This window comes from Thalassobius vesicularis (genome assembly GCF_004799325.1).
GTDB classification, from domain to species: Bacteria; Pseudomonadota; Alphaproteobacteria; order Rhodobacterales; family Rhodobacteraceae; genus Thalassobius; species Thalassobius vesicularis.
Genome location: NZ_SSMD01000003.1, coordinates 388,692 through 404,072, shown reverse-complemented (window position 1 = coordinate 404,072; position 15,381 = coordinate 388,692). Strand labels below are relative to the sequence as shown.

The window sequence follows — 15,381 nt, the reverse complement described above, 5'->3', positions numbered from 1 at the left end:
TGTGGAAGGCGCTGCTCAACCTTCCTTTGTTATTGATCCTGATGGGGATTTTCGCCCTGTCGATGTATGTGCCTGCTGCCCATGCGCTGGCCCATGACAACCTGCACGACGCGCGCAGCTTTTTCTACTCGGGCACGCTGTTTTTGCTGATCTTCAGCCTTGTGGCGCTGGCGCAGGCCGGCCGGAAACGCACGCGCGGCGACATGGGCAACCTGCTGGCGCTGTTCGCCTGTTTCAGCCTGATGCCGCTGATGCTGGCCGTCCCGTTCTACGAGGCGGTGCGGACAACGAATTTCGTCAACGCCTATGTCGAGATGAGCTCGGCCCTGTCCACCACCGGGGCCACGCTGTTCCGCCCCGAACGCCTGAGCGAGACCGAGCATTTGTGGCGCGCGCAGGTCGGCTGGATGGGCGGGCTGCTGATCTGGGTCGCCGCCGCCGCGATCATGGCGCCGCTGAACCTGGGTGGGTTCGAGGTCACCTCGACCCTTGAGCCGGGCCATAGCGACGGGCTGGACCGGGGTCTGGATCGCGCCGATCCGCAGAAACGCATCCTGCGGGTGGCGGCGCAATTGACGCCGGTCTATGCGGGCCTGACGCTGGCGCTGTGGATCATGCTGGTCGTCAGCGGTGACTCCCCTCTGGTCGGGCTGAGCCACGCGATGGCGGTGCTGTCGACCTCGGGCATTTCACCAATCGGTGGGGCAGACAACGCGGCCTCGGGCTTTCCGGGCGAGATGGTGATGGCGATGTTCATGCTGTTCGCGCTGTCCCGGCTGACCTTTTCCAGCGACACGGTGACGTCCGCCCGCCGTAGCATCCTGCAAGACCCCGAGTTTCGTCTGGGCCTGCTGATCACGTTCGGCCTGCCCGTCGCGCTGCTGCTGCGGCACTGGATCGGCCCCACCCCGGTGATCGAAGGCGGGTTCCTTGAGGTGTTGAAGGCGCTGTGGGGCGGGGTTTTCACCGTCCTGTCCATCCTGACGACCACCGGCTTCGAAAGCGCCAACTGGCAGATCGCGCAGCAATGGTCGGGCCTGACGGCCGCGGGGCCGCTGTTCCTGGGCCTGGCCGTGATCGGTGGCGGCGTCGCCACCACGGCGGGCGGGGTCAAACTGCTGCGGATCTGGGCGCTGTACCTCAACGGCCTGCGCGAGATGGAGCGTATGGTTCACCCGTCCTCGGTCGGGCGCTCGCCCGGCTATTCCCGCAAGATCCGCAAGCAGGGCGCCTATATCGCCTGGATCTTCTTCATGCTGTTCGCCATCACGATTTCCGGCTTCACCGTGCTGTTCACCCTGTTCGGCGTGAATTTCGAGAACTCGATCATCCTGGCGATCTCGGCCCTGTCCACCACGGGCCCGCTGATCAACCTGACCCCCGAAGACCCGATCAGCCTGCTGAGCCTGACCGATGGCGCCAAGATGATTTTCTGCGCTGGCATGGTGCTGGGACGGCTGGAGTTGCTGGCCATCATCGCCCTTCTGGCCAGCGACCTTTGGCGCTCCTGAGACAATTTGCGCCCTTTCCGGCTAAGGATTTGATTTTTGGGCTGGAAACTCCGCCATAGGCGCGACATACTCGACCCGAGGAATAAGGGGGCGGTCCGCGACCCCGGGCAAGAAAAAAGGTCTATTTCATGGCTTCTGATAAGCAAAACTTGCAGGACGCATTTCTGAACCATACGCGGAAGACCAAGATTCCGGTCACGATCTTCCTGATTAATGGCGTTAAACTTCAAGGGGTTATCACTTGGTTCGATAACTTCTGCGTCCTTCTGCGCCGCGATGGCCAGTCACAGCTGGTCTATAAACACGCGATCTCTACGATCATGCCGGCGCAGCCGATCAACCTGTATGATGGCGACGACACCAATTGATGACGCATGAGCGGGAGGCAACCCGGGCCTGGGTTCTGCATCCCGATTTCAAGGCTGAACGAGACCGGCGCGAAGCCCAATTCGCGCTGGACGAAGCTATTTCCCTGGCCCATGCCTTGCCCGACCTCGAGGTCCTGGGCGGCGAAAACGTCCGCGTCGCGCGCCCCCATCCGGGGATGCTGTTCGGTTCGGGCAAGATCGAAGAGCTGAAAACCAAGTTCAAAGAGGCCGAGGTCAAGCTGGTGCTGATCGACGGTCCGGTTAGCCCGGTGCAGCAGCGCAACCTGGAAAAAGAGTGGAATGTCAAACTCTTGGACCGGACCGGCCTGATCCTTGAAATCTTCTCGGACCGCGCCCGCACCCGCGAAGGCGTGTTGCAGGTGGAAATGGCGGCGCTCAGCTACCAACGCACCCGACTGGTGCGTGCCTGGACCCACCTGGAACGCCAGCGTGGCGGGCTTGGCTTTGTCGGCGGCCCCGGCGAAACCCAGATCGAAGCGGACCGCCGCGCCATCGATGAACAACTGGTGCGGCTGAAACGCCAGCTCGACAAGGTCGTGAAAACCCGCGAGCTGCACCGCGCTGCCCGCGCCAAGATCCCGTACCCGATCGTCGCGCTGGTGGGCTATACCAACGCCGGAAAGTCCACGCTTTTCAATCGGTTGACGGGTGCCGATGTGTTCGTCAAGAACATGCTCTTCGCGACGCTGGACCCGACCATGCGCCGCGTCGAACTGCCCGACGGCCCCGAGGTTATCCTGTCCGACACGGTGGGCTTCATCAGCGATCTGCCGACCGAACTGGTCGCCTCGTTCCGCGCCACGCTGGAGGAAGTGCTGGCCGCCAACCTGATCCTGCACGTCCGCGACATCTCGCACCCCGAGACGGAGGGGCAGAAGAAAAACGTCGAGGAGATCATGGAATCCCTCGGCGTTCCCGAAGACGTGCCGGTTCTGGAATTGTGGAACAAAATCGACAACTTCAGCGACGACGTTAAAGCAGCCCACATCGCCCGCGCCGCCCGCGAAGACAACGTCTTTGCGATCTCGGCCATCACCGGCGAAGGCCTGCCCGAGCTGATGGAGCGGATCACCCGCGCCCTAGCCCCCGAGCATCACCTCAGCCACTTGCACTTGACCTTCTCGGAAGGCAAGAAACGCGCCTGGCTGTTCCAGCAAGAGGTCGTCGAGGCGGAAAAACAGGTCGAAGACGGTTTTGATCTGACCGTACGCTGGACCGACCGGCAGGAAAAACGCTACCGCGAGTTGTGAATAATTCAGGTGGTTTGTGTGATTGGCCCGCTGAACCACAGGAATTGCCCCAAACCCAGCCGCGCGCCTGTTGTAGCGCCGGATTTGAGTATTTTCGTCAGAAAGAAGCCAGCAGATTGGCGTCCTTTTCCGCCCGCGCGCGGGTTTCATAAGGACGGCACCCTGGCTTCTTTCTGAACCAAATACTCACGGCGCCAGCTCTCCGCCGGCGCGCGGTCAGGGGGTGGGGATCAGGTGGGTGGTGCCGACGGCGGCGGCGCGGGCGAGGTCGGCGTCCAGCGACATCGGGATGTATTCTCCGCGTCTCCAGAGCTCTCCCAGATCGTCGTAGTGCCGGGACAGGAAGTGGCCGGACTGGCCGGTCGAGGTGATGAACACCGAGCTGTCGGGGTCGGCGAAGTCGTAGACGCCGCGGTAGCCTGCGCCGTGGACGTTCAGGAAGGGGGCGGCCGGGTCGGCGCCGGTTTTGCCTCGGTTCAGGGTGAAATCGCCGCCCGAGGTGGATTGGCGGATGTTCACGAAATGCTTCAGCAGCGGCACCTTGCCCAGCACCGGGTGGTCATGCGTGGCCTGGTGGGCGTCGCCCCAGCGCAGGGATTCCAGGGCGGTGCCGTAGTGCTCCTCGATCCAGATCAGGGCGTCGTCCAGCGCCATGCGGGCCATGTCGGCGCAGGTTTCGCTGGGGGCGGATTGCAGCACGTCGCACCAGACCGAGGCGCCGGCGACGTCCTTGTAGACACGTTCAAGGAACAGCGGCTCCACATGGGTATATTCGGCGGCGAGCGGGCCCAGCTCGTCCTGGATCAGGCGGGTTTGCAGGGCGCGGACCCAGGCGGCGTAGATCAGCGGCTCGGGCATGTGTTCGTTCATTTCGCCGTTCCACACGGCCAGCAGGGTCAGGGCGCGCTGGCGCTGGCGTTCGCGGGTGCCTTCGGGGGCGGCCTCGCCGGTGAACCACAGGTCGGCGGCGATCAGGGGCAGGATGGTGCGGGCGGCGGGGCTGACGGTGTCCAGCTGTGCCTCGATGAAGCTGTCGCGGGTGTGGACCTGACGGTTCTGCATCAGCCGCTGCCAGCGTTGCACGCGCTGCGAGTCGCCCCAGTCAAAGCTGACATGCAGCGGGAAGGGGCGTTCGACGGTCTTGTTGTTGGTGTTGCCGATGATGCCGCCCTGTGGCTGCACGAATTCGGGGTTCGCCGCATAGGCTGAGCGGCCCTGCCAGCGGTTGGCCTGGATCCAGCCGGGGGTGGGCATGCGGCCCTGGCTTTGATGCTCGGCCGCGCGGCGAGGCATGGCGCCGACGGTTTTCATGCCGATATTTTCGAGGTCGGCCAGCGTGACGTTCTGAGAGGGGGCGACATAGGGTTCCAGCGCCGCGATGCCGGATTGCACGCTGTCGGCGGCCATCAGGCCGATGGCGGCGCTGATCGTGGTGTCGCGCGGGCTGAGCGCGGTCCAGGCGACGGTGGCGACATGGCCCGGCGGGGTGATGGTGGCAAGGTTGGCGTGGCTGGCGGGCAGGACGGGGCCGTTTTCCGTCCAGCGCAGGGTGATGGTGACGGGGGCCTCGTCCGCGATCTCGATGATCGATTTGCGGGTGGTGAAGGGTTTGTAGCCCGTGGGGGTCAGGTATTCCTCGGGGTTTTCGGGGTTCAGTTTTTCGATATAGACGTCCAGATCGTCCATGTACGAGGAGGTGACGGCCCAGCCCAGACGCTCGGACCGGCCTGACAGGATCGCGGGAATGCCGGGGATGGTGGCGCCGATCACGCCGCCTTGCGACAGTTGCAGGCGGGCCAGATACCAGATCGCGGGGGCGGAAAAGCCAAGATGCGGATCGTTGGCCAGCAGTGTGCCACCGGCGGCCGAGCGGTTGGGGGCAGCGGCCCAGGCGTTCGACGCGCCCGCCAGTTCAGAGCGGTGGAAGGGCGACAGCGGATCGCGCAGCGTGTCGGTGTTCTGCGCGTAGTGCGGCAGGGGGGCGTCGATCAGGCTGGCATAGGCGGGCAGGGCGGCGATGCCGGTGCCGGGCACATCGGGCAGGATGTCAGCCAGGCGGTTGGCGTCGGGCAACAGCAGCGAAGTACGGGCGCGCAGCACCTCTTTGTCCAGCTGGCCCATCATCTGCACGGCCATCAGCTTGCCCATCGCGATGCTGTCGGCGGGGGTCCAGGGGGCGACGGCGACGTCGAACAGGAACATCTCGGGCGCGCCACGGCCCAAGGCGTCTGTGTTCACCTCGGTGATGCGGGCGTTGACGCCGGCGGCATAGGCGGTCAGCGCGGCAAGGGTGCGGGCGTCCTGTGCCCCGACCGATTTCTGGGCCAGCGCATAGAGGTCATAGCGGCGCATCAGCTTGTCGATTTCGACCGTGCGGGGGCCGAAGACCTCGGACAGGCGGCCCTGCGCGGTGCGCCGCATCGTCACCATCTGCCACAGCCGGTCCTGCGCATGGGCATAACCCAGGCCGAAATACACATCCGCGTCGGTGCTGCCAAAGATATGCGGCACGTTGGCGTTGTCGCGCACGATCTCGACCGGGGCGGTCAGGCCCGCGACCGACAGGGTCTTGTCGTAATCCGGCAACGAGCGCGAGGTCAGGTAATAGATCGACAGCACAGCCAGAACGGTCAGCATGATTGCTGCCGCTGTCAGCCTGAACAGCCATCGGATGAAAGTCACCATTGCGCTGAGTCCCTGTTCGCCCTTGCCTTTGCGCCGTTAGCTAGCCACAAAACAGGGGGAATACAAACGCAAGGGGAGTGTGACATGGCAAAAGTGGCGTTTCTGGGCCTGGGGGTGATGGGCTATCCGATGGCGGGCCATCTGGCGAAGGCCGGGCACGAGGTGGTGGTCTATAACCGCACCGCGGCCAAGGCCGAACAATGGGTGGCCCAGCATGGTGGCGGCATGGGGCTGACCCCGCGCGAGGCCGCGGCGGGATGCGATTTCGTGATGGCGTGTGTCGGGAACGACGACGATTTGCGCTCGGTCTGTCTGGGCGAGGACGGGGCGTTCGCGGGCATGGCCAAGGGCGCGATCTTTGTCGATCACACCACGGTGTCGGCGGCGGTCACGCGCGAGCTGCACGGCGTGGCGGCCGAGGCGGGTGTCGCGTTCGTGGACGCGCCGGTCTCGGGCGGTCAGGCGGGGGCTGAGAACGGCCAGCTGGTGGTGATGTGCGGCGGCGAAGAGGCGGCCTATGCGGCGGCCGAACCGATCATCGACGCCTATGCCAAGATGTGCAAACGCCTGGGCGAAAGCGGCATGGGCCAGATGTGCAAGATGGTGAACCAGATCTGCATCGCGGGCCTGGTGCAGGGCCTGTCCGAAGGGCTGCACTTCGCCGAGAAGGCCGGTCTGGACGGGCGCGCGGTGGTCGAGGTGATCGGCGGCGGCGCAGCTGGCAGCTGGCAGATGGTGAACCGCTACAAGACCATGCTGGACGACGAATTCAACCACGGCTTCGCGGTGGACTGGATGCGCAAGGATCTGGGCATCTGCCTGCGTACGGCGGACGAGATCGAGGCCAGCCTGCCGGTGACCGCACTTGTCGACCAGTTCTACAAGGACGTGCAGAAACTGGGCGGCGCGCGCTGGGATACCTCGAGCCTGATCAAGCGGCTGCGGGTGATGGACAAATCCTGAGGGGGGATTGGGGGGAATACCCTTGATTTTGGCGTTCTGCGTGATACTTGACTGAAATAATCAGATAAGGAATGCGCGCATGAACGTCACCACAGGCAAATTCGCCACGCCGAACGGGTCCAAGTTTCTGCAACAGCTGTGCAAGCACTTCGGCCACAAGCGCGAGGTCAGCTTTACCGAGACCGAGGGCACCTGTGCCTTCGATTTCGGCACCGCCTACATGACGGCGGATGCAGAGGGGCTGATCGTGCGGTTCGAGTACGAGGACCCGGCGCTGCTGGAGCGCGCGCATATGGTGATCGACAAGCACCTGGCGCGCTTTGCCTTCCGCGAAGGATTCGAGGCGATGCACTGGGACGGCTGACCGAAGGGGGCGCTGCCCCCTTCACCCCCGGGATATTTGGAAAAAGAAGAAGGCCCCTTCGGGGGCTTTTTTCAATGCGGCGCGGTGGCTGAGAACAGGTGGATGACCAGAATGCCGCTGAGGATCAGGCCCATGCCAAGGATGGCAGGCAGGTCCAGGCGTTGGCCGAACACGGCGAGGCCGATCAGGGCGATGAGGACGATGCCGGTTCCGCTCCAGATCGCGTAGACGATGCCGACGGGCATGGTTTTCAGGGTGAGGGAGAGCAGCCAGAAGCTGACTCCGTAAGCCGCGATGACGAGGGCGGACGGGCCCAGGCGGCTGAATTGCTGGCTGGCCTGAAGGGCGGTCGTGCCGATGGTCTCGGCGACGATGGCCAGGAAGAGGATGAGATAGGTTTGCATTGCGGCTCAGGTCGCGACGTACCAGTCCTTTCGATGGTTGATGGCGATGGTCAGGTTCACCACCAGCGCGCCCAAGAGCGAGTAGAGAAGTGCGGGCATGTCCAGGATGAACAGCGCCAGCGTAAAGACGCCCGCGTCGAACAGCAACTGGGTGTAGCCGGCGCGAAAGCCGGTTTTGTCCTGCAGGTAGAGCGCGAGGATGCCGACGCCGCCCAAAGAGGCACCGTGGCGGAACAGGGCCAGCAGACCGGCACCCGACATCATGCCGAACAGGATGGCACCGACGGCGGGGTTGACGTATCCGATCTGGAAATAATCTGGGATTAGCGTCGAAGTGACCGACAGCAAACCCACGGCAGCAAAGGTTTTCAGCGTGAACACCAGGCCCATGCGTCGGAAGGCCAGCCAGTAAAAGGGCAGGTTCACCACGAAAAACACGGCGCCGAAGCTGTAGCCGGTGATGTACGACAACAGTACGGCCAGGCCCGCCGTCTGGCCGGTGACCAGCCCCAGATGGGTCAGGATCACCATGGCCGCGGCGGCCATCGTGGTGCCGAAGATAAGGCCCTGGGCGTCTGCCGTTGGGCCGTGTTTGCGGGGGCTGGGCGAGTCGGTGGTGCTCATGCCGCACAGAATGCCGCAACGCGGCGGGAGGGGCCAGATGTGGTGCGCGCGACAAGTCGTCGGATTTGAGTATTTTTATCAGAAAGAAGCAGCAGGTGGTTTTGAAAACCGCCGCCTTGGTTTGCGATCCCGTCTTTGGGTTTCTTTCTGATCCAAATACTCATGGCGTGACGTGTTCACGAGTACTGCGCTGCAGCAAACAGAACGGCCCCGCCAAAGGGGGATGGCGGGGCCGGGAAAGCGCGGGCGGCGGGGTTAGGCTGCCAGCGCCTTGTTCAGGTTCTGATCGACCTTTTCGAGGAAGCCCATCGTGCTGAGCCAGCCCTGGTTGGGGCCGACCAGCAAGGCCAGGTCCTTGGTCATGTAGCCGGACTCGACCGTGTCCACGACGACCTGTTCCAGGGTGGTGGCGAATTTCATCAGCTGGGCGTTGTCATCCAGTTTGGCGCGGTGTTTCAGCCCGCCGGTCCAGGCGAAGATCGAAGCGATCGAGTTGGTCGAGGTTTGCTCGCCCTTCTGGTGCTGGCGGTAGTGGCGGGTGACGGTGCCGTGGGCGGCTTCGGCCTCGACGATGCGGCCGTCCGGCGTCATCAGTTGCGAGGTCATCAGGCCGAGGCTGCCAAAGCCCTGTGCCACGGTGTCGGATTGCACGTCGCCGTCGTAGTTCTTGCACGCCCAGACGAAGCCGCCGTTCCATTTCAGGCAGCAGGCGACCATGTCGTCGATCAGGCGGTGTTCGTACCAGATGCCCTTTTCCTTGAATTTCTCGGCAAACTCTTCCTCGTAGACCTTTTGGAACAGGTCCTTGAAGCGGCCGTCATAGGCTTTGAGGATGGTGTTCTTGGTTGACAGGTAGACCGGCCAGCCCAGTGTCAGGCCGTAGTTCAGCGAGGCGCGGGCGAAGTCGATGATCGACGCATCTAGGTTGTACATCGACTGGAACACGCCGGCCGAGGGGGCGTCGTAGACGTCACGCTCGATCACGGTGCCGTCTTCGCCCACGAATTTCATCGTCAGTTTGCCGGGGCCGGGGAAGGTGAAGTCGGTCGCCTTGTACTGGTCACCAAAGGCGTGTCGGCCGATCACGATGGGGCGGGTCCAGCCGGGCACGAGGCGGGGCACGTTGCGGCAGATGATGGGTTTGCGAAACACCACGCCGCCCAGGATGTTGCGGATGGTGCCGTTGGGCGATTTCCACATCTGTTTCAGGCCGAATTCCTCGACCCGTTGTTCATCGGGGGTGATGGTGGCGCATTTGACGGCGACGCCGACCTCTTTGGTTTTCTCGGCCGCGTCAATGGTGATCTGGTCGTTGGTGCGGTCACGCTCTTCGATGCCGAGATCGTAATAGAGCAGGTCCAGGTCCAGGTAGGGCAGGATCAGTTTATCCTTGATGAACTGCCAGATGATGCGGGTCATTTCATCGCCGTCCATTTCGACGATGGGGTTGGCAACTTTGATCTTCGACATGGGCGGGGTCCCTCCGAAAGCGCGTTACAGCGCCCTATTGGAGGGATTCGGGGAGGAGATCAAGATATTGTATGCAATTGCATACCGGATCGGCGGAAGGGTGCTGAATTTCCGCTCAGAGCCTTTGTTCGACCCGCCGCATGTGCAGCAAAACCAGGAAAGCGCAGAACGAGGCGCAGCCGATCCCGATCGACAGCGGCAGCGGAGTCGAGGTGAAGCTGAGGCCCACGGGGATGGCCAGGGCGGCGGCGAACACGGTGGCGACGGCGCCCGAGACGCTGGCGGCCATGCCGGCGATATGGCCCATCGGCTCCATCGTGATGGCGTTGAGGTTGCCCAGCGTCAGGCCTGTCTGGAAGAAGACCGAGGTCATCCAGACGAGGAAGACGTAGAACATCGCGCCCTCGAACGCCCCGGAGAGCCATGCCAGCGTCATCAGCGTCGACAGCACGGCCTGCGCGCCAAGGGCGGTGGTGGCCAGACGGCGCATCCCGAAACGCATCACCAGCGCGGCGTTCAGCAGGCTGGCCGAGCCCGAGACCAGTGCCATGCCGGCGAACCAGTAGGGAAAGCCCTCGGCCCGGCCAAAGGTGATGTCAAAAATCGGCTGGATCAGCGTGATCGACATGAACAGCAGCGAAAAGCACAGCGTCTGCGCCAGGATCGACAGGCGGACGGTGGGGTGGGCGAACATTTCGCGGACTGCGGCCCACATGGTGCTGAGGCGCAGCGGGCGGCGTTTGTCGATGGGCAGGGATTCAGGTTGGCGCAGGGCCAGCCACGAGGCCGAGAACAGCGCGAACAGGATGAAGGCCAGGAAAATGCCGCGCCATCCCGCCAGCGCGATGATGCCCGATCCGATCAGCGGGGCGACGGCGGGGATCAGCGTGAAGACCATCATCACGAAGGACATGATGCGGGCCATTTCGCGCCCCGAGTAGAGGTCGCGCACGATGGCGAGGCCGACAATGCGCGGACCGGCGGCACCCAGGCCCTGCAGGAAGCGGGCAACCAGAAGCAGCTCCAGCCCTTGGGCGAAATAGGCGGCGGCGGCCCCGGTGATGTAGAGCGCGGCCCCGCCCAGAATGATCGGCTTGCGTCCGAACGTGTCGGACAGCGGGCCGGTAAAGAAGGTGCCGACCCCCATGCCAAGGACAAAACTGGTCAGGATCAGCTGCGCGCGGTTGATGTCGTCGGGGCTGATTTCCTGCGCGATGGTCGGCAGGGCGGGCAGCATCGAGTCGATCGAAAAGGCGACCGTGGCGAAGAGCATGGCCAGAAGGGCGATGAACTCGACACGGGACAGCGCGCGGGGCGAAGTCATGGAAAACGTCCTGTGTGGTTACCTGTTGGCGCTATCATGCTGCGCACGCAAAGGCCAGACAGGAAACCTACGGTGTTTAACTTGTGAATGGACGCGCTAGCGACGGCGGCGGCGGCCCGGCTCTTGGCCCTTGGTGTTGAAACTGACCTGCGGCAGGGTGACGATCTGGCTGAGCTCGGGGAACGGGTCGGTCGCGTGCGGGATCGCGTTGGCGGCGACGAAATGTTCCTGAAAGCGCGGCTCGATCGCGGTTTCGATCTTGGTGATCTGGTGCACGGTCTGCTCGATCTCGGCGCGGGCGGCGATGTTGCACAGGGCGATGCGCGCGCCGGTGCCGGCGGCGTTGCCCGCGCTTTGGACGCGGTCCAGCGGGACGTCGGGGATCATGCCCAGCACCAGCGCGTGCTTGGCGCTGATATGGGCGCCGAATGCACCTGCCAGAACGACGCGATCCACCTTGTCGACGCCCATTTCATCCATCAGCAGGCGCGCGCCCGCATACAGCGCGGACTTGGCCAGCTGGATGGCGCGGATGTCGCCTTGGGTGACGGTGATCAGGGGGCCGCCCTCGGCGGTGCCGTCCCAGATCACGTAGGCATGGGTGCGGCCCTGCGGGATGCAACGCGGGGTGCCGGTTTGCTCGGCCGAGCCGATCAGGCCCGAGGGGTCCAGCAGGCCCGCCATGCGCAGTTCGGCCACGGCTTCGATGATGCCCGAGCCGCAGATGCCGGTGATGCCGGTGGCGGCAGCAGCGGCGGCAAAGGCGGGGTCGTCGGACCACATGTCCACACCGATGATGCGGAAGCGGGGGTCTTTGGTGATGGGGTCGATCTCGATCCGCTCGATCGCGCCGGGGGCGGCGCGCTGGCCGGAGCTGATCTGCGCGCCCTCGAAGGCCGGGCCGGTGGGAGAGGAGCAAGCCAGCACGCGGGTTTCGTTGCCCAGCAGGATCTCGGCGTTGGTACCAACATCAACAATGAGCGCCAGGTCTTTGGATTTGTTGGGTTCTTCGGATAGGGCGACGGCGGCGGCGTCAGCCCCCACATGGCCCGCGATACAGGGCAGAACGTAGATCTGCGCGCGCGGGTTCAGGGCGGTCAGGTCCAGCTGCGACGCGGGCAGCGACAGGCTGTCGGAGGTGGCCAGCGCAAAGGGCGCCTGGCCGAGTTCCACCGGGTCGATGCCCAGCAGCAGGTGGTGCATGACGGGGTTGCAGACGAAGGTCGCCTCGACCAGCAGCGCGGGGTCGATCTGCGCCTCTTGCGCCAGCGAGGTGGCCAGATCGTTCAGCGCGCTGCGCACGGCGGCCGTCATCTCGCGGTCGCCGCCGGGGTTCATCATGGCGTAGGAGACGCGGCTCATCAGGTCTTCGCCAAAGCGGATCTGCGGGTTCATCAGGCCGGAGGAGGCGATGACCTCGCCGGTTTGCAGGTCGCACAGGTGGGCGGCGATGGTGGTGGAGCCGAGATCAATCGCCAGACCGTAAAGGCCGTTTTCGTGCAGGCCGGGCCAGATTTCGGTGATCCGTGCGGGGCCTTTGTGGTGGTCGTGGTGCAGCGCGACGGTGACCTGCCAGTTGCCCTTGCGCAGGGTCGGCTGGAGTTTCGAGAGGATGGTCAGGTCGGCGCGCAAATCTTCGATCTGCCATTGGTCGCGGAGGGCGCGTTTCAGACGCTCGAAATCGCCGGTGGGGGTGTGCATGTCGGGCTGGGCGACCTCGATAAAGTAGAGGCGCGTGGCGGGGTCCATCGTGATGGCGCGGGCGGTCGCGGCCTTGCGGATCACCTGCTTGTGGACCTGCGACTCGGGCGGGACGTCGATGACAACATCGCCCTGAATGGTGGCCTGACAGCCCAGACGGCGGCCGGATTTCAGGCCGCGCTTGTCTTGGTAGCGTTGCTCGACGCTGTTCCAGTCGGACAGGGCGGTGTCGGCGACGGTGACGCCGTGCTTGGGGAATTCACCGTAGGAGGGCGTGATCTGGCATTTCGAGCAGATGCCGCGCCCGCCGCAGACGGAATCCAGATCGACGCCCAGCTGGCGGGCGGCGGTCAGCACCGGGGTGCCAACAGGAAAACGGCCGCGTTTGCCGGAGGGGGTGAAAATCACGAGAGGGTCGGTCATGGGGTCAGTCCTGTGCGCGTTTGGCCGCAACATAAGCGATGGGGCGGCGAAGGAAAGCGCGGATGCGGCATTTGTCGCGCAGGGCGCGGCATCGGGTGGGGTGCGAGGGTGGCCGGTGCGGGACGCCTGCGGCGGGCGAGTATTTGGCTCAGAAAGAAGCCAGACGGGTCAGCGGTGGCCCCGCGCGTGGAAGATGAAGCCGAGCGTGTTCAGCAGGACCTGGGCGGCGAGGATCGAGGTGGAGCCGGTGGGGTCGTAGTCGGGGGCGACCTCGACCAGATCGATGCCGATGATGTCATGGGTTTGGGCGACGTGTTGGAGGAGTTCGAGTACCTCGTAGTAGAGGAAGCCGCCGTGGGAGGGGGTGCCGGTGCCCGGCGCAATGGAGGGGCAGAAGGCGTCGATGTCGAGGGTGACGTAGACGCGGGCGCCTGCGGGGATACGCTCGGACAGGGCTTGGGCGCCGAGTTTGCGGGCCTGGCGGACCGAGAGGATATCGGAGCCCATGCGGCGGGCGTCTTCGTAGCCTTCGCGGGCGGTGGAGGAGACGTTGCGGATGCCGACTTGTGTCAGGCCGGTGACATAGGGCTGTTCAGCGGCGCGGCGCATCGGGTTGCCGTGGCCGTGGCGGACGCCGTGGCGCTCGTCGACGAAATCGAGATGGGCGTCGATTTGCAGGATGTGGAAATCGCCTTGGTCGTCGAAGGCGCGGATGCAGGGGATGTTGATCGAATGGTCGCCGCCGATCACAACGGGCAGGGCCTTGGCGGCCAGCGCGGCGCGCACGGCGGTTTCGATATTGGCGTGGGATTTCTCGGTGTCGGTATGGACGATATCGGCATCGCCCATGTCGACGATTTTCACCGAGCCGGGCAGGTAGGTGGCGTCGTCCTCGTGGTCGTAGGCGCCGGCATGGCCGAAGCTGAACAGGGTGGAGGCTTCGCGTACAGCGCGGGGGCCGAAGCGGGCGCCCGAGCGCCATTGTGTGCCGAAGTCGAAGGGGGCGCCGATCACGGCGACATCGGCGTCAAGCGCGCTCCAATCCGGCTGGTAGGGGCGTTTGCCGAAGGTGGAGATGCCGACGAAGGGCAGGTCCAGCCTGCCGCTTTCATACCCGTGTGCCATGTCTGTGTCCTGTGTTGCCTGAGAGTTATCTTTGGTGTTGTGGTCGCGTGGCGCAAGAGCCGGGAGCGACGGTTTGCCGTGGGAAGCGACGGATTGAGTATTTGGGTCAGAAAGAAGCCAGGGGTTCAGCCACGGGGGTTGATCGGGCGGTCGAGGGTCCAGTCGTAGGTGCCGCTGTCGCGTTCGTGGACGGCTTGTTTCCAGCCGACCGCCTCGGCGCGGGTTTTGAAATTGAGCCCTTCGGGAGAGTGGCGGGTGATGCCGTCGAAGATGGTGGCGAGACGCTGGGTGTTCATCAGGCCGGTTTGCTCGATCGCCTGGTTGATGACGAGTTTCTGCATGGCGAGCTGGTTGACGGGGACGGAGGCCATGCGGTGGGCCATGTCCTCGACCGCTTTGTCGAGCTGGTCGGCGGGGGTGGATTTGAGGATGAGGCCCATCTGCTCGGCCTCGGCGCCGGTGATCTTGTCGCCGGTAAAAAGCATGCGTTTCGCCTTTTCCGGGCCGAGGCGGTAGACCCACATGGCGGTGGTGGGGCAGCCCCAGACGCGGGCGGGCATGTAGCCGATCTGGGCGGTGTCCTCCATGAACACCAGGTCGCAGCAGAGCGCGATGTCGGAGCCGCCGGCGACCGCGAAGCCGTGGACCTTGCAGATCACCGGTTTCAGGGCGCGAAAGAGCGACATGAACGCCTGCGTGTTCTTCCACATGAAGGCGTAGTCCTGGATCGGGTCCCATGGCATGTCCTGGGTGGCCTGGCCGTTGCCGTTGCCCTCGGCATAATAGGTCAGGTCGTAGCCTGCGCAAAAGGCGGGGCCGTTGCCCGACAGCACCATCACATGCACGGCCGGGTCGGCATCGGCGCGGGCCACGGCGGCGGCCAGCAGGTGGGGCAGTTCATCGTCGATGGCGTTCATCACCTCGGGGCGGTTCAGGGTGATGCGGGCGATGCGCCCGTCGCGTTCGTACAGGACCTTTGTCATGCGCTCCTCCTCTTTCGCGGGTGACGGGGGTAGCGTGTCCTGCGGGCGGGGCTTTGCCAAGAGCGTGATGCTTCGTGACGCAGCGTAGGTGTTTAGGGGTTTCCTTTCGGTCTGATGCGTGAGATAGGGACGTGCCAACACCGATCCCTTTCTGCCGGAGACCAT

General features: G+C 64.4%; 14 protein-coding genes. 5 read left to right on the top strand and 9 right to left on the bottom strand.

What is annotated here, in order from left to right; genetic code table 11:
• Positions 1 to 41: 41 nt before the first annotated feature.
• The 3 genes from E7681_RS08400 (at position 42) to hflX (ending at position 3,150) form a co-directional block, all read left to right on the top strand.
• Positions 42 to 1,511, top strand: coding sequence for a TrkH family potassium uptake protein (locus E7681_RS08400; protein WP_246032438.1), 1,470 nt, complete (start codon positions 42 to 44; stop codon positions 1,509 to 1,511).
• Positions 1,512 to 1,639: 128 nt separating this feature from the next.
• A complete protein-coding gene (gene hfq / locus E7681_RS08395; RefSeq protein WP_136338821.1) occupies positions 1,640 to 1,879 on the top strand; it encodes an RNA chaperone Hfq in 240 nt (79 codons plus the stop codon).
• Positions 1,879 to 3,150: a GTPase HflX gene (gene hflX, locus E7681_RS08390; RefSeq protein WP_136338820.1), complete on the top strand. Its 1,272-nt coding sequence runs from the start codon at positions 1,879 to 1,881 to the stop codon at positions 3,148 to 3,150. Before hfq ends, hflX begins: the two co-directional genes overlap by 1 nt.
• A 216-nt stretch (positions 3,151 to 3,366) precedes the next feature.
• Here the strand turns inward: hflX and E7681_RS08385 are convergent, their stop codons facing one another.
• Entirely contained in the window at positions 3,367 to 5,835 is a 2,469-nt protein-coding gene (locus tag E7681_RS08385) for a penicillin acylase family protein (protein WP_136338819.1), read from the bottom strand.
• A gap of 84 nt (positions 5,836 to 5,919) precedes the next feature.
• On the opposite strand from E7681_RS08385, the gene E7681_RS08380 reads away from it, so the two are divergent.
• Positions 5,920 to 6,798, top strand: a complete 879-nt coding sequence (locus E7681_RS08380; protein WP_136338818.1) for an NAD(P)-dependent oxidoreductase — start codon at positions 5,920 to 5,922, stop codon at positions 6,796 to 6,798.
• Positions 6,799 to 6,877: 79 nt separating this feature from the next.
• Positions 6,878 to 7,162 carry a DUF2218 domain-containing protein gene (locus tag E7681_RS08375; RefSeq protein WP_136338817.1) on the top strand — a complete coding sequence of 95 codons (285 nt, stop codon included), beginning with the start codon at positions 6,878 to 6,880 and terminating at the stop codon, positions 7,160 to 7,162.
• Between the two features lie 71 nt (positions 7,163 to 7,233).
• On the opposite strand, the gene E7681_RS08370 is transcribed toward E7681_RS08375, so the two are convergent.
• The 8 genes from E7681_RS08370 to E7681_RS08340 all read right to left on the bottom strand — a co-directional run bounded on the left by E7681_RS08370 (position 7,234) and on the right by E7681_RS08340 (position 15,381).
• Positions 7,234 to 7,566, bottom strand: a complete 333-nt coding sequence (locus E7681_RS08370) for an SMR family transporter (RefSeq protein ID WP_136338816.1) — start codon at positions 7,564 to 7,566, stop codon at positions 7,234 to 7,236.
• A gap of 6 nt (positions 7,567 to 7,572) precedes the next feature.
• Positions 7,573 to 8,190: a YitT family protein gene (locus E7681_RS08365; RefSeq protein WP_246032437.1), complete on the bottom strand. Its 618-nt coding sequence runs from the start codon at positions 8,188 to 8,190 to the stop codon at positions 7,573 to 7,575.
• On the bottom strand, positions 8,187 to 8,354 hold the full coding sequence (locus tag E7681_RS18810; RefSeq protein WP_168733179.1) for a hypothetical protein: 168 nt from the start codon (positions 8,352 to 8,354) through the stop codon (positions 8,187 to 8,189). Before E7681_RS18810 ends, E7681_RS08365 begins: the two co-directional genes overlap by 4 nt.
• Positions 8,355 to 8,445: 91 nt before the next feature.
• Complete coding sequence (locus E7681_RS08360) at positions 8,446 to 9,660, bottom strand: NADP-dependent isocitrate dehydrogenase (protein ID WP_136338815.1); 1,215 nt, start codon at positions 9,658 to 9,660, stop codon at positions 8,446 to 8,448.
• Positions 9,661 to 9,775: 115 nt separating this feature from the next.
• Positions 9,776 to 10,984: a multidrug effflux MFS transporter gene (locus E7681_RS08355; RefSeq protein WP_136338814.1), complete on the bottom strand. Its 1,209-nt coding sequence runs from the start codon at positions 10,982 to 10,984 to the stop codon at positions 9,776 to 9,778.
• Between the two features lie 96 nt (positions 10,985 to 11,080).
• On the bottom strand, positions 11,081 to 13,108 hold the full coding sequence (locus tag E7681_RS08350) for an ASKHA domain-containing protein (RefSeq protein WP_136338813.1): 2,028 nt from the start codon (positions 13,106 to 13,108) through the stop codon (positions 11,081 to 11,083).
• Positions 13,109 to 13,276: 168 nt separating this feature from the next.
• The gene (speB, locus tag E7681_RS08345) at positions 13,277 to 14,233 is read right to left on the bottom strand and encodes an agmatinase (RefSeq protein ID WP_136338812.1); all 957 of its coding nucleotides are present in this window, start codon (positions 14,231 to 14,233) and stop codon (positions 13,277 to 13,279) included.
• A 125-nt stretch (positions 14,234 to 14,358) separates the two neighbouring features.
• Positions 14,359 to 15,381: a crotonase/enoyl-CoA hydratase family protein gene (locus E7681_RS08340; RefSeq protein WP_281277655.1), complete on the bottom strand. Its 1,023-nt coding sequence runs from the start codon at positions 15,379 to 15,381 to the stop codon at positions 14,359 to 14,361.